A 20,666-nucleotide genomic window follows, 5' to 3' on the forward strand; every position below is an offset into this window, starting at 1 on the left:
ATCGAATCGTTAATAAGGCGAAAACCGACTGCCTTACCAACTGCTTCTGGCTTCGATGAACTGAAGCGTAACCGCTGCCGAAAACTGCGTAACTCGTTGAATCTCAAGGAGTTTTCCGTTTCGACTGCGCCGGAAGTGGGGCGAATTATAGACCTGTAGAATCTGCCGTCAAGGGTTAATTACGATTTTGTTGCAGAAGATGCTTTTTTAGCGATTAGGCGCGGAATCCGGCGCATTACAGGAGGAACACGCAGCAGCAACAATAGCCCCCCTATAGAAGCGTAGACCGACCACTCCTTCAGGTCCGCCCGGACAATCCATAGCATATGCAGTAGCCCCAGCCCCAGGATGAGATAAACCAGGCGATGCAGCTTCTTCCAACGCGCCCCCAAGCGACGCTGGCTATAACGATTGGACGTCACAGCCAATAACAACAGAAAGAGGAACCCCAGGCTTCCGACAAAGATATAGGGGCGCTTGCGCAACTCAACTCCCAGCTGCGACCAGTCCAACCCCAAGATGAATACCCCATAAGCACTCAGGTGCAGCACTGCATAAGCGAAGCACCACAACCCCAACTGTCGGCGCACAGCGATCCAGCCCGACCACCCCGTGAGTTTTTGCAAAGGAGTCATGCCCAAGGTGATCAGCAACAGCACCAGCGTGCCCAACCCTAGGCGATCAACCAGTACCTTGCCCGGGTCCGGCCCCAGGACCGAAGCCCAGGCTTCATACAGCCAATACAGCGGCCAGATAACCGCAGCGATAAAGACACCGATACGCCAGAACGAATAACGCATCAGTAGTTCTTCCGCAGATCCATGCCGCTATATAAAGAAGCGACTTCATCCGAGTAACCGTTGAACATCTGGGTTTCCCGCACATTGGGACTGAACAGACTGCTGGGTAGACGTCGTTCCCGAGCCTGGGTCCAGCGTGGATGATCAACCGTCGGATTCACATTCGCGTAAAAACCATATTCGTTGGCCGCAATGCTCTGCCAGGTAGTCTTGGGCTGCTCGCTGACCAGGCTGATGCGCACAATCGACTTCACACTTTTGAAGCCATATTTCCAAGGCACTACAAGGCGCAGCGGCGCACCATTCTGGTTAGGCAGTTCACGCCCGTACATCCCCACTGCAAGAATCGCCAATGGATTCATTGCCTCATCAAGACGCAATCCCTCGACATAGGGCCAGTCGATCAAGGCAAAGCCGGAGCGCTGGCCCGGCATACTCTTGGGATCCTGCAACGTTTCAAAGCGAATGAACTTGGCGTTGCTGGTGGGCTCCACCTGCTTGAGCAAGGCAGAGATTGGAAAACCTATCCAGGGAATCACCATCGACCAGGCCTCTACGCAACGCAGTCGATAAATACGCTCCTCCAGCGAGTAGGGCTTCATGAAATCTTCCAGGGCGTAGCGGCCTGGCTTAGCCACCTCACCATCCACGACCACACTCCAAGGCTGAGTCTTGAGCGCGCCCGCGTTGGCCGCCGGGTCCCCCTTGTCAGTGCCGAATTCGTAGAAGTTGTTGTAGTGAGTCGCGTCCTTGAAAGGCGTGATCGCCTCATCCCTGACGGTTACTGCTTGCCACCGAGTGGTAGACAGCTTGTCGGAGAACCACCCGGGAGCCTGGCCCGGCTCAACATCGGCATAACGCGACGCGTCCTGTGCTGCTGCCCATCGCGGCAAGCTGGCAAACGCCATGCCCGCAACCGCACCACTCAGCAGGCTGCGTCGAGAGAGGTAAAGAGATTCGGGCGTAACCTCAGACTCATTGCAGTCGGACGACTTGGGGAATTTGAATAACATGGCAACTCCGCAGTATTGGAGGACAGATGTACCAATAGACTGCGGAGTATGGGGGAAATTACATCACTCGACGCTTTTGCGACGACGCAGGTGCAACAGGTACTGGACAGGGCCCGACGCCGCATAGGCGAGGAACACCAAAAGCAGAATGCGCGGCGGATCGCTGAACACCACCGCAAACACCAGCACCACCGCCAGGATCGCCACAAAAGGTACGCGCCCTTTCAGGTCCAGGTCCTTGAAGCTGTTGTACTTGATGTTACTGACCATCAGCATGCCTGCGGCGGCCACCATCAACGCCACCAGGAACGACATCTTCGACCCCTGGATCCCGTAGTCGCTGAATGCCCAGACGATACCAGCCACCACACCCGCCGCTGCCGGGCTGGCAAGGCCGATGAAATAACGCTTGTCGGCAGTACCGACTTGAGTATTGAAACGCGCCAGACGCAAGGCCGCGCCTGCCACATAGATGAAGGCGACCATCCAGCCGACCTTGCCCATGTCACCCAGGGCCCAGCCAAAGGCCAACAACGCCGGCGCTACGCCGAATGCAACCATATCGGACAGCGAGTCGTATTCAGCGCCAAAAGCACTCTGTGTGTTGGTCATGCGGGCAACACGCCCATCCAGGCCATCAAGCACCATGGCCACGAAAATGGCGATCGCGGCAAAGGCAAAGTACTTGCTCGCCCCGGCCGCATCTCCGGCGCTCATTGCACTCTGGGCGCTCATGGAGCTAATGATGGAATAGAACCCCGCGAACAGGTTCGCAGTGGTGAACAGATTCGGCAGAAGATAGATACCACGATGCCGGACTTTACGGCCTTCAGCGTCATGCCCTTCTTCGACATGCTCATCGATCGGTAGCAGGCTTTCGGCGTCAGAGGCCTGGTTTGGCTCTTCGGGACGTTCGCTCATGGACATTACCTTGCAACGGTGTGAAAAGTTTCGACAGATACCCAGGGCCGCGATTCGGCCACAAAGGATCCAGCTTTATACCAGAACCTATCCATGCAAACGAAAAAACGCGGCCTAGGCCGCGTTTTCCCTGACAAGACTCGAACTTAGTTCTTGGCTTTGTCGACGATTTTGTTGGCACCGATCCAAGGCATCATCGAGCGCAGTTGCTCGCCGATGATTTCGATACCGTGAGCAGCGTTGTTACGACGCTTGGCGGTCATCGATGGGTAGCCGGTAGCGCCTTCGCTGATGAACATCTTCGCGTATTCGCCGTCCTGGATGCGCTTCAGAGCATTGCGCATGGCCTGACGGGATTCGGCGTTGATGACTTCTGGACCAGTCACGTACTCGCCGTATTCAGCGTTGTTGGAGATCGAGTAGTTCATGTTGGCGATACCGCCTTCGTACATGAGGTCAACGATCAGCTTCAGTTCGTGCAGGCACTCGAAGTAGGCCATTTCTGGAGCGTAGCCAGCTTCAACCAGGGTTTCGAAACCGGCTTTGACCAGCTCGACGGTACCGCCACACAGAACAGCCTGCTCACCGAACAGGTCGGTTTCAGTCTCGTCCTTGAAGGTGGTTTCGATGATGCCGGTACGGCCGCCGCCCACGCCTGCGGCGTAGGACAGGGCAACGTTCTTGGCGTTGCCGGAAGCGTCCTGGTAGATCGCGATCAGGTCAGGAATACCACCGCCCTTGACGAACTCGGAACGTACGGTGTGGCCTGGAGCCTTCGGCGCGATCATGATCACGTCGAGGTCGGCACGAGGCACAACCTGGTTGTAGTGGATCGCGAAGCCGTGGGAGAAGGCCAGAGTGGCGCCCTTCTTGATGTTCGGCTCGATTTCGTTCTTGTACAGCTGGGACTGGAACTCGTCCGGGGTCAGGATCATGACCAGGTCGGCACCGGCAACGGCAGCAGCAACGTCGGTCACTTTCAGGCCGTGGGCTTCAGCCTTGGCAACGGTAGCCGAGCCTTTACGCAGGCCGACAGTCACGTCTACGCCGGAATCCTTCAGGTTGCATGCTTGAGCGTGGCCCTGGGAACCGTAGCCGATGATGGCAACTTTCTTACCCTGGATGATCGACAGGTCGCAGTCTTTATCGTAGAAAACTTTCATGAATTTCCCCTATATCAGGCCGTTCCGGCCATTCGCTAATTTGAGTTAGATGCTCAGTACTTTGTCGCCACGGGCAATCCCGGTGACACCACTGCGTACGGTTTCCAGAATCGATGCGGTGCCGATCGATTGAATGAAGCTGTCGAGCTTGTCGCTGGTACCGGTCAGTTGAACGGTATACACGCTGGCGCTGACATCAACGATCTGCCCACGGTAAATATCGGTAGTGCGCTTGACCTCGGCGCGCTGGGCGCCAGTGGCCTTGATCTTGACCAGCATCAGTTCACGCTCGATGTGCGCGCTTTCCGACAGGTCTACCAGCTTCACCACCTCAACCAGCTTGTTCAGGTTCTTGGTGATCTGCTCGATGATCTCGTCATGGCCAACGGTGGTCAGGGTCAGACGCGACAGTGTCGGGTCTTCAGTCGGCGCCACCGTCAGGCTTTCGATGTTGTAGTTGCGTTGCGAGAACAGACCTACAACACGAGACAGAGCACCCGGTTCGTTTTCCAGAAGCAAGGAAATAATGTGCCGCATGATTAAGTACGCTCCGTCTTGCTCAGCCACATATCGCGCATGGAGCCGTCTTTGATCTGCATCGGATAGACGTGCTCGCTGGTGTCGACCTGGATATCGAGGAACACCAGGCGATCCTTCATGGCGAACGCTTCTTCCATCTTCGGCTTCAGATCCTTCAGATCCGTGATACGCATGCCCACGTGACCATAGGCTTCGACCAGCTTGACGAAGTCAGGCAGCGATTCCATGTAGGAGTGCGAATGACGGCTGCCGTAGCTCATGTCCTGCCACTGGCGCACCATCCCCAGCACACCATTGTTCAGATTGATGATCTTGACCGGCAGATCGTACTGCAGACAGGTCGACAGCTCCTGGATGTTCATCTGGATACTGCCTTCACCGGTGACGCAGGCGACATCATTATCCGGAAAGCTCAATTTCACGCCCATGGCCGCCGGAAAACCGAAGCCCATGGTGCCCAGGCCACCGGAGTTGATCCAGCGGTTGGGCTTGTTGAACCGGTAGTACTGCGCCGCGAACATCTGGTGCTGCCCCACGTCGGAGGTCACATAGGCATCGCCCTTGGTGACTTCGCACAGGGTTTCGATCACGGTCTGTGGCTTGATGATGCTGCCGTCGCCCTTGTCGTAAGGGAACAGGCCGCGATCACCGCGCCACTCTTCGATCTGCTTCCACCAACTGGCGACCGTCTCCTTGTTCGGGGTATCGCCGATTTCCTTGAGTGCCGCGACCATTTCAGTCAGGACGCTCTCCACTGGACCGACGATAGGCACATCGGCCTTGATGGTCTTGGAGATGGAAGCTGGGTCGATATCGACATGGATGATCTTGGCATTCGGGCAGAACTTCGGCGCACCGTTGATCACCCGGTCATCGAAGCGCGCGCCCACGGCCAGGATTACGTCGGCATGGTGCATGGTCAGGTTGGCGGTGTAGCTGCCGTGCATGCCGAGCATGCCCACGAACTGCCGGTCGGTGCCCGGATAGGCGCCCAGGCCCATCAAGGTATTGGTCACTGGCAGATTGAGCATCTTGGCCAGTTCGGTCAGCGGTGCGGAACCGCCGCCGAGAATCACGCCGCCGCCTGCATAAAGCACAGGGCGCTTGGCCGCCAGGAGCATTTCTGCCGCCTTGCGGATTTGCCCGGAGTGACCGCGAACAGCTGGGCTGTAGGAGCGCAGCTTGGCTTTCTTGGGGAAAACGTATTCGAACTTTTCAGCCGGGTTGGTCATGTCCTTGGGGATATCGACCACCACCGGACCAGGACGACCGGATTGCGCCAGGTAGAAGGCTTTCTTCATGACTTCCGGGATTTCCGAAGCGTGCTTGATCATGAAGCTGTGCTTCACGATCGGCCGGGAGATACCGATCATGTCGGTTTCCTGGAACGCGTCGGTGCCCACCATGGTGCTGGGCACCTGGCCGGAAATGATCACCATGGGAATCGAGTCCATATAGGCGGTGGCAATACCGGTAATGGCATTGGTCGCGCCCGGGCCGGAGGTCACCAGTACCACGCCGGCTTTACCGGTGGCACGGGCATAGCCGTCAGCCATATGGGTCGCCGCTTGTTCGTGACGAACCAGGATGTGGGTCACGTCCGGTTCTTTGAACAGGGCATCGTAAACATGAAGGAGAGCACCACCCGGGTACCCGTAGATATATTTGACGCCTTCGTCACGCAAAAAGCGGACGAGCATCTCACCGCCAGATAAAAGCTCCACGTTGTTCACCTCTAAAACGCCAGAATACCGCCCTCAAAAGGGAGCGGGTCTTAATAGGTTTACTTCTCAGCAGAGCATGAGCGACGGTGGTCGCCGACTACGTCAGCACTGACTGAGCAAGTATTGGGAGCGCCCCAAAGTGTTGCGGGGTTTTCCCACCCAGCGCGAGGTAACGCGTTGCGGGTGTAGCACTTCGGCGCGGATGTGCGCCTCATGATCTGCTGAGTGGGTCTGCTTCTGGCAGTCCCTCTACAGCGGACTTTGGATTCTTCTGTTTCGTCCTCTTCAAGTCAAGTCGTCTATGTGGTTAATTCGAACTAAGCGCATGAGAACGCAAGAAAAAACCCAAAAACGGCTGCTGTCTGCGCTTCAATTGCGCAATCTTCGGCAAGCAACTCAGAAATGCGAACCCGGACTTTGGGCGAAACCCCATTGCCAGAGAGCCGAGAGGAGCGTCATGCACTGCAACAACAGCAATGCACGGACAGACATGAACCCTCCGAAGTTGTCACCTCGAGAGAGCGAGACTGAAGTGGGCAGCATGGAGGGAGGCGACTGCCAGGCATACCTGGCAGTCGTGTTTCAGCGAGTAGCAACGATGAGCTGATCAAACTCTTTGAGCAGAACTCGCAACTGCTGGTCGCGCCCCTGCATCGGGCGAGTGGAGAACACCATCTCGGCCATTTCCTGAATACCTGACGCATTGGGCAGCGGCAAATCCTGCTCCAGAATCATCTTCATGCGGGGCAGAAAGATCCACTGCAGCCATTGCTCGAACTCCAGAGTATCCACGGCAAAGGGCTGAGTGCTGGCCAGTGCCTCGGCGCTGGGCACAGCGTCGTCCCACAGGCCCTGCACACGCAACTCACGCTCGATCAGCAGCAACTGCTCGGCGATCCTGGGAAAGCGCCCATCCATCACAGCGAAACCCGAGCTTTCTGGCGCGCCTGCGCTGCACCTGCGGCATCACCCTGTTTCTCACGCGCCTGGGCAATCAGCTCCCACAGGCTTGCCTGGAGATCAGGGCGGCCGTTGGCAAAGCTCAGGCCACGGCGAGCGAACTGCTCGGCCTGGGGCGCATCCCCCTGGGCCATGCGTACCTGAGCCAGGCGATACAGCACCTGCGGCTCGCGTGGCGCAACACGCTGCGCTCGCTCGAGGCTGGAGGAAGCACCGTTCAAGTCACCACTGGACTGCTGCTGTTGCGCAGTGGTCAGCAACGCCAGCACCGGGCCATCCAGTTGCTCATCGGCCGACAGACCACCGGCCCGGGCCGAAGGGATGCCACTGGGCGTAGAGGGCATGTTGTAAGTGCCCTGACTGATCGGTGCCGACTGATAACCGGAGCCGTCCACCGGCCCCGGGGTAATAGGCCCTGAAGTGACCGGCCCCGGAGTAATGGGCGAACTGCTGATCGGCGCCGAGGCCGTAGCGCCGCCGCCCGGAACCATTACCACTACGCCGGAATCTTCCGGAATCGCCTGTGCCTGAGCCTGCGCCGGGCGCTTGATGGTCGTCTGGCGAAAGCCTCCGGAGGCGGAAATCCGCTCGCTGTTGGACACGGCAGTGCCGGAATCCACGACGGGAATAGAGCCGCGCTGCACACTGGCGCAACCGTTGAGCAACGCCAGAGCTGTAATAGCTGGAATCCACCACTTGTTCACGTCAAACCCTCATCGCTTAGTTCATCCAGCCCTTGACCCAATCCATCACCGAATCGCCGCCTGCCGGGTTTTCTCCCCCACAGGAAGCACCGGGAGGCGGTTCGCTGCCGCGAATATACGGCATCTGCACAGCCCCCGGACAGTTGGCATCGGAGCCCTGCCCGGTACGCGAATCGACCCAGGCCTGAACCACGTTGTCCGGCTGCGGCATATCCAGCGGCAGCGGGTCGGCCTTGCGCATGAAACTGGTCCACACCTGCAAGGCGCCGGTAGCACCGGTAAACGGCGTCTTGCCGTTATCGTCGCGGCCCAGCCAGACCACGGCTAGCAGGTCCTGGCTGAAACCGGCGAACCAGCTGTCACGGGAATCGTTACTGGTACCGGTCTTGCCCGCCAACGCTAGAGTCTTGGGTAACACGTTGTACACCGAGCTGCCGGTGCCTTCGCGCATCACCCGCTGCATTGCGCTTTGAATCAGATAGATCGAGCCGGCATCAAAGCGCTGCTGAATCTGGAACGGATAGCGCTTGAGCGGCTCGCCTTCCGCTGTCAACACGCTGCGAATCCCGCGCATCGGCGTATTGAAGCCGCCATTGGCCAGCGTCTGGTACATGGTCGCCACTTCCATCGGGCTCATGCCCCCTGCCCCCAGCAGCATCGATGGGAAGGCCGGGAACTCGCGGGTCACCCCCAGGCGCCCAAGGGTCTTCAGGACATTGGGCACACCCACTTCCAGGCCGAGCCGTGCGGTAGACAGGTTGTAGGAGTGAGCCAGGCCCTGGTACAGGAACACCGTACCGTGGGAGCGCCGGTCATAGTTCTGCGGCTTCCACACCTGCCCGTCTCCGCCTTTTACCGAGAACGCCTCATCCGACAGCCAACTGGTCAGGGTGTACTGGCTGGGCTTTTCCAGGGCGGTCAGGTAGACCGCCGGCTTGATCAACGAGCCCACCGGGCGCACCGCATCCAAGGCCCGGTTGAAACCGGCAAAGCTGGCTTGACGACTGCCGATCATGGCCTGGACCTCGCCCGTTTCCGGGTTGGTCACCACCATCGCCGCCTCGACGTCTTCCGAGCCCTTGCGCCCGGCCAGGCGCTTGAAGGTGTCGTTGACCGAGGCTTCGGCCTTCATCTGCAGGATCGGATCGAAACTGGTGAAGATCCGCAGGCCTTCTTCAGTCAAGTCTTCATCACGGTAGTCTTCGCGCAACTGACGCTTGACCAGGTCGAGGAAACCGGGAAAGGAACTGTCCGCCAGGCTGCCGCGCTTGGTTACGCCCAGCGGCATCTTCTTCGCCGCCTCCACCTGTTCCGGGGTAGCCACGCCCTGCTGTGCCAGCAGATCGAGCACCAGGTTACGCCGCTCCAGGGCACGTTCCGGGTAGCGCCGCGGGTTGTAATAGGAAGGCCCTTTGACCATCCCGACCAACAGCGCCACCTGGTGCAACTTGAGTTCGGACAGGGGCTGGCTGAAGAAGAACTGGCTGGCCAGACCGAAACCGTGCACCGCACGCTGACCGTCCTGGCCGACGAAGACCTCGTTGAGGTAGGCCTCGAGAATCTCGCGCTTGTCGTAATGCAGCTCCAGCAACAACGCCATCATCGCTTCATTGAGCTTGCGCGACAGGCTGCGCTCGTTGGTCAGGAAGAAGTTTTTCACCAACTGCTGGGTCAGGGTACTGCCGCCCTGGCGCATCTGGCCGGACGAGGTGTTGACCCAGATCGCACGGGCAATCGACTTGGGCGACACCCCGTGGTGTGAATAGAAGTCGCGGTCTTCCACCGCCACCAGAGTTTCCAGCAGATACGGCGGAACCTGATCGATCTTGATCAGGATCCGGTCTTCGAGGTTCTTCGGGTACAGGCCGCCGATCAGCAATGGCTCCAGGCGCACCACCGCGAGCTTGGCCCCCTTGCTGCCGGACAGTTCCGCCACGTAATCGCCGGAGAAGCGCACGCGCACCGGCTGAGCCTGCTCCAGCCCTTCATAGAACTGGAAGCCGCGGGTGTTCAGGTCCACGGTATTGCCATTGACCGAGGCTGCGCCCGGGCCGTTGGCGACACTTTCACGGCGATAGCCCAGAGCGTCGAGTTCCGTAAGGAAATCGTCCTTGCTGAGCTTTTGTCCGACGAACAGCTCAAGCGGGCGGGCGTAGACCTTGGCCGGAATGGTCCAGCGCTTGCCGGAGAATTTTTCCTGGACCACGGCATCGAGGTAAACCGCAAAGCCGGCGAGCACCACCAAACCGACCAGACTAAGCTTGAGGGCCCAGCCCAGCCAGGGGCGCAGGCCACCAGACGGCGTTTTTTTAGCAGAACGAGGGGATCGGGTACGAGTCATGGCGGCGGATTATACGCACTTTATTCATCGTCAACATGCGCCACCCGAGGTTTGCCTTAGTGCGTTCAGCGGCCATAATGACGCCCTCGATTTTCCCGACTCTGAAGGATCGCCTGTGAGCCAGTCACTGATCGCTGCCCTGCAAAACCCCGCCTTGTTTCCTCATCCCGTAGAAGGGTTTCAGGTCATCGAAACCCACATCTCCTGGGTTCTGCTCACCGGCCCCTTTGCCTATAAAGTGAAGAAGCCGGTCAATTTCGGCTTCCTCGACTTCACCAGCCTGGACGCCCGCGAACACTTCTGCGGCGAAGAGTTGCGCCTGAACCAGCGCCTGACCGAGGACCTGTACCTGGAAGTCCTGCCGATCACCGGTAGCGCCGAAGCCCCGGTACTGGGCGGCGATGGTCCGGCTATCGAATACGTACTGAAAATGCGTCAGTTCCCGCAAAGCCAGTTGCTCAGCACCTTGCAGGCCAACAGCGAGCTGACCACTGCGCACATCGATGAGATGGCCAGGCAGATCGCCCACTTCCACCTCAACGCGCCCAAGGTTCCAGCTGAGCATGAAGCCGGCACCCCTGAGAGCGTGATGGCTCCGGTGCGTCAGAACTTCGAGCAAATCCGCCCGTTCCTCAGCGACAAGGCCGACCTGCAACAACTTGAAGCCCTGGAAGCCTGGGCCGAAACCAGCTTCGAACGCCTCAAGCCTCTGCTGGCCCAACGCAAGAGCGAAGGTTTCATCCGTGAATGCCATGGCGATATCCACCTGGGCAACGCCACCCTGATCGACGGCAAGGTGGTGATTTTCGACTGCATCGAATTCAACGAACCGTTTCGTTTCACCGACGTCTACGCCGATACCGGCTTCCTTGCCATGGACCTGGAAGACCGCGGTCTGAAGAGCCTGGCGCGACGCTTCATCAGCCAGTACCTGGAGCTGACCGGCGACTACCAGGGCCTGGAGCTGCTCAATTTCTACAAGGCCTACCGTGCACTGGTACGCGCCAAGGTCAGCCTGTTCAGCATGCCTGCCGATGCCGCGCCGGTGCAGCGCGCTACCACCCTGCGCCAGTACCGCAACTACGCCAATCTGGCGGAGAGCTACAGCACCATTCCATCGCGTTTCCTGGCCATCACCTCAGGCATTTCGGCGGTCGGCAAGAGCCGCGTGGCCATGCGCCTGGTAGAGGCACTGGGGGCCGTTCGCCTGCGCTCCGACGTAGAGCGCAAGCGCCTGTTCGGCGAGCAACAGGTGCCCAACGACCCACACGCTGGCATCTATAGCAGCGAAGCCAGCAGCGCCACCTACGCGCGCCTGCATGAAATCGCCGAAACCATCCTGCGTGCCGGCTTCCCGGTAGTGATCGACGCGACCTACCTCAAACGTGCCCAGCGCGATGCCGCGGCCAAAGTGGCCGAGGCCACTGGTACGCCCTGCCTGATCATCGACTGCAACGCTCCTGAGGCAGTGGTTGCCAGCTGGCTGGCCCAGCGCCAGGCCGATCAGAACGATCCATCCGACGCCACTCTGGAAGTGATTGCCAACCAGCAAGCCACTCGCGAAGCGCTGACCGACGAAGAGCTGCTGCGCAGCAAGCGCATAGAAACCAACGAAAGCGGCAGCCTGGACGCCCTGGTTGCCAACATTCGCCAACGCCTCCCAGGCCTGTAAACGGTCATTTCAGCCGTGAAGTGGCAAAGACTTCACGGCTGAAAAATAGTGGCACTATACTGGCGTCATAAATCCAACACTGGTGACGTCGCCATGAGCCAACCGAAACTTCTCGACACTCCGCTTTACGCCCTGCTGCATAAAGACGACATCGTCGGCTTCAACCGCGAACGCCCGAAAGATCAACCCATCGACATGCGCGGCGGGGATTTCCGCGGCCTCGACTTGCGGGAACTGAACGCACAAGGCATCGATTTCACTGACGCCTACTTTCGCTCCGCGGATCTGCGGGGGCTGGACTTGAGAAACTCGTCCATGGAAGGCGCCAGCCTCGCCCATGCACAGATTTCCGGCGCCTACTTTCCGGTGGAACTGAGTGCCGACGAGATTCTCATGTCGGTCAATTTCGGCACCCGCCTGCGTTACCGCACTCGCTGACCCCCGCCGCCCGTCTTTGTCCGGCGTTCTGTTCAGCGCCGGACCTGGTCCGTTTTCTCGCCTGCACCCTGCCCTTCGCATGACCTGCCCCCCCTCCCTTCGAGCTTCACCGCTGCGCCCTTAGAAGCATTTGCGCCAAACCCGACCAAAGAACAGCGCGTTTTCTACTGAGCGCTACACTCCTCTGAGGCTGCCCACTCACCATTCGGCCATCGCCAGGAGGCTTAATGAATGATGAACTGCAACACCTGAAGAACCTTGGCAAGACATCGGCACAATGGCTGCATGCAGTGGGCATCCATAGCGCTTCCGACTTGCGCCGCCTGGGTGCGGTGGACGCCTACCGGGCCGTGCGGACCCGTGGTTTTCGTGCGTCGAAAGTCTTGCTCTATGCCATCGAGGGCGCCCTGATGGACATGCACTGGAACGACCTTCCCGCTGAACGCAAAGAGGCGTTGAACAAGCAACTGGACGCCATTTCCTCTCGTCACAAAAACTGACTGGCAGAGCCAAATGTATCTAATGGGGGAGCAGCCGGCTTACGCCGACGCCTTGATCAACAGACTGCAGAGCATTCCGCCGCAATTGCTGGACGGGCTTGCGCCCAGCGGCCCGACGTTGGAGCTTGGCCCCATCGCTGAGCTGTCCAGCGTATTGCCCGGCGACCAGTTGTTCCTGCTGGCAAGTGGCGTGATCCAGGCCAGTGTCGAAGAGCGGCCACTGTTCTACCTGCATGAAGGCGACCTGGTGGGGCTGCGGCGCGGCATCGAACTCCCGCAGTGGCAACTGCACTGCGATACGCCGCTGCAACTGATTCCCTATCTGAGGACTGAAGTGTTTCGGCACATCCAGGCCGACGTACAACGCTCGGAACTGCTCGTACAGTACCTGATCGGCCAGACCGCCCTGCTGTCCGATGCCATTGCCCGTCTCAAGCCGCCAGAGTTGCGCAGCAGCAACGGCTTCAAGCGCGTGGAGGCGGGCGAAAGGCTGATTACCCAGGGGGATGAGGCAGATCATGTGTTTGTAATACTCGAAGGCCATGCACAGGCCTTCGTCGACGGGCACAAGGTCGGCGACGTCCCCAAGGACGAGATTTTCGGCGCCATGGCAGTGTTCACCGGAGAAAAACGCAGCGCCAGCGTGATCGCCAGCGAACCCAGCACAATCATGCTGATTCCCAAGGACCAGTTTCTCAGCCTGACCCAGAGCAATCCGCGCATTGCCCACAGCCTGATCGAAAGCATGGCGCGCCGCATCGACCTGTTGAACAAGGAAGTGACCCGGCTCATGACCTTGAACAACCCGAACTGACCCCGGATTCCAGGCAGATCCAAACGGACGTTTGGCAAAATATGCAGAAATCTGAAAAGCCTTGTTGACTTCGAAATGAGAATCGTTATGATTATCACAACTGGTCGCGAGATCAGTCGATAACCTGGAAGACCAGTGGTTCGGACTCTCAGATTATCTCCTCATCAGGCTAATCACGGTTATTTGACCCGGCTCTTGCCGGGTCTTTTTTTGCCCGCAGAAAAGCCCTCCGATCAGGGCCTCAGTTGCGCGCAATAGTCCTTGGCGGGCTGGGGCGGCGTATACCAGACGTAGTCGGCCGATGCCGCGGCAACCTGATGCCCCTGCTCCGCCAGAATCAACACCACCACCTCCTGGCCTCGGTCCAGATCGGCAAGATGCAGGGGCACGCCAAGATCCTTGCGACCGTGAAACGCCCCGGCCAGCAACAGGGCCGGAGCCGGAGCCGCCAGCAGCTGTTCAGCCATGCGTCGGTCCCGTTGCTGCTGCACCGCCCGCATTGCCGGCACCTGGCTCTCCGGCAGCAAGCCACAGTGCGATTCGCGGATTTGCCCGGCCAATGCCTCGATCACCGACGGTGCGTTGCTCCGTGTGCCGGTCAGGACGGGCGCCCGTGCATAAATGGCACGCACCTCCTGACGATCCAGATTGGCAGCGAGCAAGGGATAGGGCTGACGCAGGGCAAAACCCACCAACGGGCCGTAGAGGCTCCAATCCCAGCCTGATTGCCAGGCCAACCTGCCGGGTAGGTCATCAGGCAAACGCCCCCCATCAATGGAGCGTTTTACCCCATCGACTTCTGGCTGCTGATCCGGGTTGAGCATTTCCAGCAACAGGCTGCCCTGTGGCCGCTCCCGGGCCATGGAGCGCAAGAGCCAGAGTTGCAGGGCATGATGATCGGGATTGTCATGCTGCTCGCCAATGATCACTCGAGGGGCCCGTGCCAGGCGCCCTACCAGTTCGACAGGAGTCAGCGCCTGGGCACTGCGCAGCTCAATGATACTGCCGGGCGCCGAAGCCACCGGCGGCGGCAGGATCCCCGGCATGCTGTGACAGGCGGCCAGCAGCATGGCCAGCAACAATGGCAATACGCGCATCAGGTCTCTCCGGGCTTCGCCTCAGCGGGCGATGATCAACGGGTGCCCGCGTTCGGGATGCTCCTGCACCAGAACTTCCAGGCCGAACACCGCCTTCAGGGGCTCAGGCCGCAGTACCGCGGTCGGTGTTCCCAATGAATGCGGGCGGCCGCCTTCAAGCAACAAGACCCGGTCACAATAACGCGCAGCCAGATTCAGGTCATGCAGGATGACCAGCACCGCCGCGCCGCGGTCGGCGAAGGCTCGAATGGCCTGCAAGGTGACGTGCTGGTGCAAGGGGTCGAGTGCAGAAGTCGGCTCATCCAGCAGCAGGTTGTGCCCTGGCTGGCCCGGCCACAGTTGCGCCAGGACCCGCGCCAGATGCACCCGCTGGCGCTCGCCGCCGGACAGCGCGAGATAGCTGCGCCCCGACAGGTGCGCCACATCGGCAGCATTCAAAGCAGCGTTGACGATTTCCTCGTCACGCACGCGCCCGGTCTGATGGGGCAAACGCCCCAGCGCCACCACCTCCTCCACACGAAAGGCGAAATCCAGGCTCGAAGCCTGGGGCAGCACTGCCAGGCGCTGCGCACGCTCGGCGCCCGACCAATGAGCCAGTTCCTGATCATCCAGCAGCACCTGCCCCTGATGAGCCGCCAGTTCACCACTCAAGCCCCCCAAGAGGCTGCTTTTACCTGCACCATTAGGGCCGAGGACTCCCAGCACCTCGCCCGGCAGCAACTGCAGGTCGATGCCAGCCAGGACGTCTTTGCCGCCGCGCCGCACCTGCAGGTTCTCGACTCGCAGCATCAGGCACGCCCTCGCAACAACAGGTACAGAAAGAATGGCGCACCGATAAAGGCCGTGACGATACCGATGGGCAACTCGGCAGGCGCCAGCGCCAGGCGCGCCACCAGGTCAGCCAACAGCAGCAGGCTGGCTCCGGCCAGGATCGAGGCCGGGAGCAAGGTCCGGTGATCCGGACCGGACAACAGGCGCACCAGATGCGGCACCACCAGGCCGACAAAACCGATCATTCCCGCCGCCGCCACGGCAGCGCCCACACCCAGCGCGGTGCAGAACACCAGCTCGCGCTTGAGACCTTCGACATCGATGCCAAGGTGCTTGGCCTCGGACTCGCCCAACAGCAGTGCATTCAACGCCTTGGCTCGGCGCGGCAGCCACAGCGCAACCGCGGCGGTCACCAGCAGCAAGGGCCACAAGCGCTGGTAACTGGCACCATTCAGGCTGCCCAGGTTCCAGAAAGTCAGAGTGCGCAACGTGGCGTCGTCCGCCAGATAGGTGAACAACCCCACCGCCGAACTGGCCAGCGCCGTCAGGGCAATCCCCGCCAGCAGCATGGTTGCCACATGGGTCTGCCCGTTGCGCCGCCCCAGGCGATACACCAGCGCCGTCACCCCCAGGCCGCCAAGGAAGGCACACAGGGAGAGCAAATAAGGGCCGACAGCCTCTGGCAGGCCGCCGAACATCGAGCCGCCAACAATGGCGATGGCCGCACCCAATGCTGCACCACTGGAAACCCCCACCAGCCCCGGGTCTGCCAGGGGGTTGCGAAACAGCCCCTGCATGGCGACCCCGGACAGCGCCAGAACTCCGCCCACCGCAAGACCGAGCAGAGTCCGGGGCAAGCGAATCTGTCCCAGGATCAGTTCCGCCTGCTCCAGCCCCTGCCCGTCGATCGGCAATCCAAGCAGGCGCAAGGCGGCACGCAAGGTATCAAACAAGGGCAGGCTGACAGGGCCCAGGGCCAGGGACAGCCAGATCGCCACAAGGCACAGGACACCCAGCCCGATAAACAGTGTTCGAGGCTTGACCAGACGACTCATTGGGCCGGCTTGGCCTGGGGATAAAAGGCGCTGGAGAGGCGTTTCAGGCTATCAGGCAAGCGAGGGCCCAGGCCTCCCACCAGCAAGGTCGGGTCCAGTTCCACCACCCGCCCGGCCTTGGCCGCCGGTGTGGATGCCAGCACCGGGTTCTCCTTGAACAGTGCGGCACGAGCGGCATCGCCGGTCAGGCTGCGATCGGAGAACACCAGCACATCCGGATTCAACCCCGCCAGGGATTCGACCGAGAATGGCTTATAGCCGGTATGAGTCGCCAGGTTGCGCCCACCGGCCTGTTGCAATAGCCAATTCGCGGAGGTGTCCTTGCCGGCGATCAGGGGTTTGCCGCCGGCATGCCCGAGCAACAACAGCACCCCGGGCGCCGCGTGTTGCGCTTGAGCCTGGGCGACCCAGGCCTGCTGCTGCCCAAGTTGTTGTTGATAGCCCTGGAACAGTTGCCCGGCCTGCTCTTCTCGGCCCAGTAATAGCCCCAGGTGCTGCAGGGTAGCTTGCAAGGTCGGCAAGTCGGCCTGGGCGGAAAACAGTTCGACCTTGACCCCGGCACTGCGGATCTGCGAAAGCACTGGCGGCGGCCCCATCTCCTCGGTACCCACCAGAATCTGCGGCCGCAGGCTGAGAATGCCTTCGGCCGACAACTGACGCTGATAGCCGATGCTCGGCAGCGCCTTGAGCGACTCCGGGTGCTGGCTGGTGGTATCGACGCCCACCAGCTTGGACTCGGCCCCCAGAGCCGTTATCCACTCGGACAAGGCCCCACCGGCACTGACCCAACGCTGCGGCAACTCATCAGCGGTGGCCCACTGGCTCACCAGCAATCCGGCACAGAACGCAATGGCGCAGGCACTCAGGCGCATAAGAACATTTCCTTCATTAAAGTGGGGGCCCGCGCAGCTGCTGTCCATGTGACATGCCGGACAGGCCGGGCATCGAAAGGAACAAGCGCCCCGTAACGGGCGGGGCGGCCATTTGATAATTGTTTTCATTTAGCCGTCAAGCGCCGACATGTTTCATCCTGCAGCCGGAAAGAAACTGTGACAGCCTGGACGCAGAGCCTTCGGACCAAGAGGATAGCCATGAAATTTCTTTGCGCCGGCAACGATCTGCCCGAAGCCGGCAGCCGGGGCTTCCAGCTCGCGGGGCTGAAGCTGTTCGCCGTGCGGCGCGAGCAGCGGGCCTATGTCTATGCCAATCGCTGCCCGCACCGGGGAGTGGCGCTGGAGTGGCAGGCTGACCAGTTCCTCGACCCCAGCGCCAGCCTGATCCAGTGCGCCACCCATGGCGCCCTGTTTCTGATCGAGAGCGGAGAGTGCGTGGCCGGACCTTGCGCCGGCCAGTTCCTGGAGAGCATCGGCTGCCATGAAGACAGCCAGGGGATCTGGGTGGACCTCTAATCCCCGAGCAACACTTCAAGACGTCGGTCGATGCACACTTGCTCGGCCGTCAGGCACACACCATAGGCCAGCACCTCAACCCCCGCCGCGCGGGCTTCGCGCAGGGCAGCGGCGTAACCCGGATCGATCTCCTGCGCCGGCCGCACCGCGTCGATGCCCGAAAGGTTGACGCAATACAGCTGAACCGCCCGCACGCCCTCCCGGGCCAGGCTCGCCAGTTCCCGCAGATGCTTGGCGCCGCGCTGGGTCACGGCATCGGGAAACGCTGCCACCGGCGTGCCATCGAAGCCCAGGGTGACGCTTTTGACCTCGACGTACGCCGGACCGTCCGGGTAATCCAGGCGAAAATCGATGCGGCTGTTCTCTTGCCCGTAAGGCACCTCGCGCTTGAGCCCGGTGAAGCCGTTCAACTCGCTGATAAGCCCCGAGCGCAAGGCTTCTTCCACCAGCCCGTTGGCCCGCCCGGTGTTGACGCAGGCCAGGCGGCCTTGAGGGGTTTCGCTGATTTCCCAGGTGCCCGGCAACTTGCGCTTGGGGTCATTGGAGCGGCTGAACCACACCTGCCCGCCCTCGACCATGCAATTGAGCATCGAGCCGGTATTGGGGCAATGGATGGTCAACAGCTCGCCGGTGGTGGTTTCGATGTCCGCCAGGAAGCGCTTGTAACGACGCAGCAGACGCCCCTCTTCCAGGGGAGGATCGAAGCGCATCAGGCGTGCCAGCTCTGCAGGCCACGGGCGATACGCTCAACCGCCTCCTGCAGGCGTTCCAGGCTCTGGGTATAGGCAAAGCGCACATGATGGCCAGCCTGATGCCGGCCGAAGTCCAGGCCAGGGGTAAAGGCCAGGTGCTCGGTTTCCAGGAAGTGCCGGCAAAAGGCGAAGGCATCACCGCCGAAGGCGCTGATGTCCGCGTACAAGTAGAACGCCCCTTCAGGTTCCACAGCGATGCCGAAGCCCAACTCACGCAAGGCTGGCAGCAGGAAATCCCGGCGGCGCCCGAACTCGGCGCGGCGCTCCTCGAGGATCTCCAGGGTCTGCGGCTCGAAGCAAGCCAGCGCAGCATACTGGGCCATGCTCGGCGCACTGATATAGAGGTTCTGTGCCAGCTTTTCCAGTTCACCCACGGCTGCCGGCGGAGCTACCAGCCAGCCCAGGCGCCAGCCGGTCATGCCGAAATATTTGGAGAAACTATTCAGGACGAAAGCGCTGTCATCCACTTCCAGAACGCTGGCGGCATCGGTGCCATAGGTCAGGCCATGGTAGATCTCGTCCACCACCAGATGCCCGTTGCGAGCCTTGATCGCGGTGGACAACCCCGCCAACTCGTCCCGGCTCAGGACCGTGCCGGTGGGGTTCGCCGGCGATGCCACCAGGGCGCCCACGCTGTCCTGATCCCAATAGCGCTCCACCAGGTCCGGCGTCAGTTGGTAACGCACATCCGGCCCCACCGGGACCAACTGCGCAGCGCCTTCCACCAGACGCAGAAAATGCCGGTTGCACGGATAACCCGGGTCCGCCAGCAGCCAGTGCTTGCCCGGGTCCACCAACAGGCTGCTGGTCAACAGCAGGGCACCGGAACCACCGGGGGTGATCATGATCCGCTCGGGATCGATGTCCAGGCCGTAACGCTGCTGATAGAAGCCGGAAATCGCCCCTCGCAGCTCGGGAATTCCGCGGGCTGCGGTGTAGCGCGTCTTGCCGGCGCTCAACGCGGCCTGCCCGGCCTTGATGATCGGCTCGGCGGTGGTGAAGTCCGGTTCGCCGATTTCCAGGTGAATCACATCATGCCCGGCGGCTTGCAGCTCATTGGCGCGGGCCAGCAAGGCCATGACATGGAAAGGTTCGATAGCGCGACTACGCGCACTGTAGGGCTGAGCCATTAGCCTTCCTTCATTGATTCGAGGGGGGAGCAAAGGACCGATTCTACCCATCTGATCAAGCCCGGGAGAACCCAGGCGGATCCGAGCGGTCTGTTGCTTGCGCCAACTGGCGCCAACACAACCCGCAGACTTGACTAAAATCAATGATTGAACGAACCGATCAGCAAGCCATGTCAGACTTTTCCCATATCCATGGACGAAGCAGGACATAGGCTCGACAACCGGGAGTAGCGCGCTCTGGTTTGATCTGGTAAGTTCGCCCGCTTGCAGCCGCAGGGCCGGCAAGTGTCGGAGATGGAGCAATCCTGCGCAATGGATTACAAGAGTAGAGGCGGTCCATTCATGCCCACCCAAGCAAAGCAACAGATTCAATCGATCAGCGGTTTTGAACCTTACGTTGAAACTGCGGGCGAAGAGTACATGGGCAAGCCCATGCGCGAGCACTTCACCAAGATCCTGAACAAGTGGAAACAGGACTTGATGCAGGAAGTCGACCGCACTGTTGATCACATGAAAGACGAAGCGGCCAACTTCCCCGACCCGGCTGACCGTGCCAGCCAGGAAGAAGAGTTCAGCCTCGAACTGCGGGCCCGTGATCGCGAGCGCAAGTTGATCAAGAAGATCGACAAGACCCTGCAACTGATCGAAGACGAAGAATACGGCTGGTGCGAATCCTGCGGCGTCGAGATCGGTATCCGCCGGCTGGAAGCCCGCCCAACCGCCGACATGTGCGTCGACTGCAAGACACTGGCGGAAATCAAGGAAAAACAGGTCGGCAAGTAATCGCCGGCTGGAACCTGAAACGGAGCGTACCCACGCTCCGTTTTCGTTTCTACCTTCCCTGCAAGAGCAAGCCCGCTCG

21 protein-coding genes are annotated in these 20,666 nt (G+C 60.5%); 6 read left to right on the forward strand and 15 right to left on the reverse strand.

The genetic code is table 11. The features are described from left to right. Positions 1-179 precede the first annotated feature (179 nt). From msrQ to mrcB, 9 genes are all read right to left on the reverse strand, one after another. Entirely contained in the window at positions 180-800 is a 621-nt protein-coding gene (msrQ, locus tag AC1RGE_RS28330) for a protein-methionine-sulfoxide reductase heme-binding subunit MsrQ (RefSeq protein WP_492585428.1), read from the reverse strand. Then, positions 800-1,813 carry a protein-methionine-sulfoxide reductase catalytic subunit MsrP gene (msrP, locus tag AC1RGE_RS28335; protein ID WP_220223289.1) on the reverse strand — a complete coding sequence of 338 codons (1,014 nt, stop codon included), beginning with the start codon at positions 1,811-1,813 and terminating at the stop codon, positions 800-802. Before msrP ends, msrQ begins: the two co-directional genes overlap by 1 nt. Before the next feature lie 63 nt (positions 1,814-1,876). Continuing rightward, a complete protein-coding gene (pssA, locus tag AC1RGE_RS28340; RefSeq protein ID WP_492585430.1) occupies positions 1,877-2,734 on the reverse strand; it encodes a CDP-diacylglycerol--serine O-phosphatidyltransferase in 858 nt (285 codons plus the stop codon). Between the two features lie 146 nt (positions 2,735-2,880). Continuing rightward, on the reverse strand, positions 2,881-3,897 hold the full coding sequence (ilvC, locus tag AC1RGE_RS28345; RefSeq protein WP_007959661.1) for a ketol-acid reductoisomerase: 1,017 nt from the start codon (positions 3,895-3,897) through the stop codon (positions 2,881-2,883). A gap of 45 nt (positions 3,898-3,942) precedes the next feature. Further along, a complete protein-coding gene (gene ilvN, locus AC1RGE_RS28350; RefSeq protein WP_011063488.1) occupies positions 3,943-4,434 on the reverse strand; it encodes an acetolactate synthase small subunit in 492 nt (163 codons plus the stop codon). A gap of 2 nt (positions 4,435-4,436) precedes the next feature. Continuing rightward, complete coding sequence (locus AC1RGE_RS28355; RefSeq protein WP_053160192.1) at positions 4,437-6,161, reverse strand: acetolactate synthase 3 large subunit; 1,725 nt, start codon at positions 6,159-6,161, stop codon at positions 4,437-4,439. Between the two features lie 582 nt (positions 6,162-6,743). Next, positions 6,744-7,079: a YqcC family protein gene (locus AC1RGE_RS28360; RefSeq protein WP_011063490.1), complete on the reverse strand. Its 336-nt coding sequence runs from the start codon at positions 7,077-7,079 to the stop codon at positions 6,744-6,746. After that, a complete protein-coding gene (locus AC1RGE_RS28365; RefSeq protein WP_011063491.1) occupies positions 7,079-7,825 on the reverse strand; it encodes a tetratricopeptide repeat protein in 747 nt (248 codons plus the stop codon). The genes AC1RGE_RS28360 and AC1RGE_RS28365 overlap by 1 nt, the downstream gene beginning before the upstream one ends. Before the next feature lie 16 nt (positions 7,826-7,841). Then, complete coding sequence (gene mrcB, locus AC1RGE_RS28370; RefSeq protein WP_492585432.1) at positions 7,842-10,166, reverse strand: penicillin-binding protein 1B; 2,325 nt, start codon at positions 10,164-10,166, stop codon at positions 7,842-7,844. 115 nt (positions 10,167-10,281) lie between these two features. Between mrcB and AC1RGE_RS28375 the strand changes: the two genes are divergently transcribed. The 4 genes from AC1RGE_RS28375 to AC1RGE_RS28390 all read left to right on the forward strand — a co-directional run bounded on the left by AC1RGE_RS28375 (position 10,282) and on the right by AC1RGE_RS28390 (position 13,590). Further along, complete coding sequence (locus AC1RGE_RS28375; protein WP_492585434.1) at positions 10,282-11,838, forward strand: bifunctional aminoglycoside phosphotransferase/ATP-binding protein; 1,557 nt, start codon at positions 10,282-10,284, stop codon at positions 11,836-11,838. 93 nt (positions 11,839-11,931) lie between these two features. Further along, positions 11,932-12,276 (forward strand): pentapeptide repeat-containing protein, encoded by a 345-nt coding sequence (locus AC1RGE_RS28380; RefSeq protein WP_011063494.1) that lies wholly within the window; start codon positions 11,932-11,934, stop codon positions 12,274-12,276. A gap of 227 nt (positions 12,277-12,503) precedes the next feature. Beyond that, a complete protein-coding gene (locus AC1RGE_RS28385; protein WP_011063495.1) occupies positions 12,504-12,776 on the forward strand; it encodes a TfoX/Sxy family protein in 273 nt (90 codons plus the stop codon). A gap of 13 nt (positions 12,777-12,789) precedes the next feature. Beyond that, entirely contained in the window at positions 12,790-13,590 is an 801-nt protein-coding gene (locus AC1RGE_RS28390; RefSeq protein WP_011063496.1) for a Crp/Fnr family transcriptional regulator, read from the forward strand. A gap of 233 nt (positions 13,591-13,823) precedes the next feature. Here AC1RGE_RS28390 and AC1RGE_RS28395 read toward each other — a convergent pair whose 3' ends face one another. The 4 genes from AC1RGE_RS28395 to AC1RGE_RS28410 are packed head-to-tail and all read right to left on the reverse strand — an operon-like array spanning position 13,824 to position 17,385. Beyond that, positions 13,824-14,687, reverse strand: coding sequence for a ChaN family lipoprotein (locus AC1RGE_RS28395; RefSeq protein ID WP_236204209.1), 864 nt, complete (start codon positions 14,685-14,687; stop codon positions 13,824-13,826). 21 nt (positions 14,688-14,708) lie between these two features. Next, on the reverse strand, positions 14,709-15,476 hold the full coding sequence (locus tag AC1RGE_RS28400; protein WP_346624802.1) for a heme ABC transporter ATP-binding protein: 768 nt from the start codon (positions 15,474-15,476) through the stop codon (positions 14,709-14,711). Then, positions 15,476-16,513, reverse strand: a complete 1,038-nt coding sequence (locus AC1RGE_RS28405; protein WP_011063499.1) for a FecCD family ABC transporter permease — start codon at positions 16,511-16,513, stop codon at positions 15,476-15,478. The genes AC1RGE_RS28400 and AC1RGE_RS28405 overlap by 1 nt, the downstream gene beginning before the upstream one ends. Then, complete coding sequence (locus AC1RGE_RS28410) at positions 16,510-17,385, reverse strand: heme/hemin ABC transporter substrate-binding protein (RefSeq protein ID WP_401335902.1); 876 nt, start codon at positions 17,383-17,385, stop codon at positions 16,510-16,512. Before AC1RGE_RS28410 ends, AC1RGE_RS28405 begins: the two co-directional genes overlap by 4 nt. Positions 17,386-17,604: 219 nt before the next feature. On the opposite strand from AC1RGE_RS28410, the gene AC1RGE_RS28415 reads away from it, so the two are divergent. After that, entirely contained in the window at positions 17,605-17,922 is a 318-nt protein-coding gene (locus AC1RGE_RS28415) for a Rieske (2Fe-2S) protein (RefSeq protein WP_125063814.1), read from the forward strand. Here the strand turns inward: AC1RGE_RS28415 and sfsA are convergent. Next, positions 17,919-18,632 carry a DNA/RNA nuclease SfsA gene (gene sfsA / locus AC1RGE_RS28420; protein ID WP_041119917.1) on the reverse strand — a complete coding sequence of 238 codons (714 nt, stop codon included), beginning with the start codon at positions 18,630-18,632 and terminating at the stop codon, positions 17,919-17,921. The two genes, AC1RGE_RS28415 and sfsA, sit on opposite strands and share 4 nt — an antisense overlap. Next, positions 18,632-19,804, reverse strand: coding sequence for a pyridoxal phosphate-dependent aminotransferase (locus AC1RGE_RS28425; RefSeq protein ID WP_011063503.1), 1,173 nt, complete (start codon positions 19,802-19,804; stop codon positions 18,632-18,634). The genes sfsA and AC1RGE_RS28425 overlap by 1 nt, the downstream gene beginning before the upstream one ends. 342 nt (positions 19,805-20,146) lie before the next feature. Here AC1RGE_RS28425 and dksA point away from each other — a divergent pair, with 342 nt between their 5' ends. Beyond that, positions 20,147-20,587: an RNA polymerase-binding protein DksA gene (gene dksA / locus AC1RGE_RS28430; RefSeq protein WP_011063504.1), complete on the forward strand. Its 441-nt coding sequence runs from the start codon at positions 20,147-20,149 to the stop codon at positions 20,585-20,587. Positions 20,588-20,666: the final 79 nt, after the last annotated feature.

It is taken from the genome of Pseudomonas sp. GW823-FHT02C05 (assembly GCF_058797595.1).

Bases quoted from the DNA above. Each gene is read 5' to 3' on its own strand.
- msrQ (WP_492585428.1), bottom strand. From the start codon at position 800: ATGCGTTATTCGTTCTGGCGTATCGGTGTCTTTATCGCTGCGGTTATC.
- msrP (WP_220223289.1), bottom strand. From the start codon at position 1,813: ATGTTATTCAAATTCCCCAAGTCGTCCGACTGCAATGAGTCTGAGGTT.
- pssA (WP_492585430.1), bottom strand. From the start codon at position 2,734: ATGAGCGAACGTCCCGAAGAGCCAAACCAGGCCTCTGACGCCGAAAGC.
- ilvC (WP_007959661.1), bottom strand. From the start codon at position 3,897: ATGAAAGTTTTCTACGATAAAGACTGCGACCTGTCGATCATCCAGGGT.
- ilvN (WP_011063488.1), bottom strand. From the start codon at position 4,434: ATGCGGCACATTATTTCCTTGCTTCTGGAAAACGAACCGGGTGCTCTG.
- AC1RGE_RS28360 (WP_011063490.1), bottom strand. From the start codon at position 7,079: ATGGATGGGCGCTTTCCCAGGATCGCCGAGCAGTTGCTGCTGATCGAG.
- mrcB (WP_492585432.1), bottom strand. From the start codon at position 10,166: ATGACTCGTACCCGATCCCCTCGTTCTGCTAAAAAAACGCCGTCTGGT.
- AC1RGE_RS28380 (WP_011063494.1), top strand. From the start codon at position 11,932: ATGAGCCAACCGAAACTTCTCGACACTCCGCTTTACGCCCTGCTGCAT.
- AC1RGE_RS28385 (WP_011063495.1), top strand. From the start codon at position 12,504: ATGAATGATGAACTGCAACACCTGAAGAACCTTGGCAAGACATCGGCA.
- AC1RGE_RS28390 (WP_011063496.1), top strand. From the start codon at position 12,790: ATGTATCTAATGGGGGAGCAGCCGGCTTACGCCGACGCCTTGATCAAC.
- AC1RGE_RS28395 (WP_236204209.1), bottom strand. From the start codon at position 14,687: ATGCGCGTATTGCCATTGTTGCTGGCCATGCTGCTGGCCGCCTGTCAC.
- AC1RGE_RS28400 (WP_346624802.1), bottom strand. From the start codon at position 15,476: ATGCTGCGAGTCGAGAACCTGCAGGTGCGGCGCGGCGGCAAAGACGTC.
- AC1RGE_RS28405 (WP_011063499.1), bottom strand. From the start codon at position 16,513: ATGAGTCGTCTGGTCAAGCCTCGAACACTGTTTATCGGGCTGGGTGTC.
- AC1RGE_RS28410 (WP_401335902.1), bottom strand. From the start codon at position 17,385: ATGCGCCTGAGTGCCTGCGCCATTGCGTTCTGTGCCGGATTGCTGGTG.
- AC1RGE_RS28415 (WP_125063814.1), top strand. From the start codon at position 17,605: ATGAAATTTCTTTGCGCCGGCAACGATCTGCCCGAAGCCGGCAGCCGG.
- sfsA (WP_041119917.1), bottom strand. From the start codon at position 18,632: ATGCGCTTCGATCCTCCCCTGGAAGAGGGGCGTCTGCTGCGTCGTTAC.
- AC1RGE_RS28425 (WP_011063503.1), bottom strand. From the start codon at position 19,804: ATGGCTCAGCCCTACAGTGCGCGTAGTCGCGCTATCGAACCTTTCCAT.
- dksA (WP_011063504.1), top strand. From the start codon at position 20,147: ATGCCCACCCAAGCAAAGCAACAGATTCAATCGATCAGCGGTTTTGAA.